Origin of the sequence: Bartonella sp. AC158YNML, from assembly GCF_042196725.1 — a bacterium.
Lineage (GTDB): Bacteria > Pseudomonadota > Alphaproteobacteria > Rhizobiales > Rhizobiaceae > Bartonella.
The window spans coordinates 1-935 of the sequence record NZ_JBHIQU010000079.1 but is presented as its reverse complement, the minus strand read 5'-3'; the positions used below and the strand labels follow the sequence as shown (position 1 = coordinate 935).

Sequence of the window (935 nt, the reverse complement as noted above, 5' to 3'; positions counted from 1 at the left end):
AAATTTGCCAATTTACAACGATTTATGGCAATGCTGTGCTTAAAGAAAATAAGAAATTTTCTGAAGATGTCTGTGGTTTTGATCAGGATATAAATAACGCTGCGTAAATAACGCGCGGGCGCGGGCGGGGGCGCCCCTCTTTAAAACATCTCATTTTAAAATTTAAATCTCCTTATAAAGGAATTGTGCTATGCAAAAAAAGTTTGCACTCACAAATGAAACGCGTGTAATTAGTAATCAAATTCTTTATCGCATTAAAGCTTTAAAAGACTTTTCTGATGTCAAGGCTGGCGATTTAGGCGGTTTTGTTGAAAAGGAAGATAACCTATCGCATTATGACAATTGCTGGGTCTATGATGATGCTTGTGTTTATAATAATGCCTATGTTTCTGATAATGCTAAAGTCTTAAATGAAGCTTATGTTTTCGATAATGCAAAAATTGAAGGCTATGCACAAGTTTATGATAATGCCGTGGTTTATGACAATGCTAGGGTTGCTGATCATGCCGTGGTTTTTGGAAGAACTTATGTTTACGGTTATGCCTGCGTTTTGAATCATGCTGAGGTATCGGACAGGGCTGTTATAAAAGGTCATGCTAAAATCTATGATGATGCTTTACTGACTGGCTATGCGCAAGCTTATGGCAATGCAAAGATTTTTGACAATGCTCAAGTTTGGTTTTTTGCTATAGTTGGTGATGATGCTTGTATTTATGAGAATGCAAAAATTACAGGCTATACATACATTTGTGATCAAGTGAGTGTTTTTGGCAATTCATATATAGATACAAAAAAATTAAATGGTCATATTAAAATTTGTGATCAAATCATAAGAGACGCTGCTTAAATAACAGCGCGGGGCGCGGCGGGGGCGCCTTCTTTCCAATCAAATTTTCCTAACCGTTTAACACATATCTATTATGTGAGGGTATCTC

Annotated in this window: 1 protein-coding gene; it reads left to right on the top strand. The window is 36.6% G+C overall.

The window, feature by feature from the left end:
* The first annotated feature begins 190 nt into the window (after positions 1 to 190).
* Complete coding sequence (locus ACFIM1_RS09325) at positions 191 to 847, top strand: hypothetical protein (protein ID WP_375615327.1); 657 nt, start codon at positions 191 to 193, stop codon at positions 845 to 847.
* Positions 848 to 935: the final 88 nt, after the last annotated feature.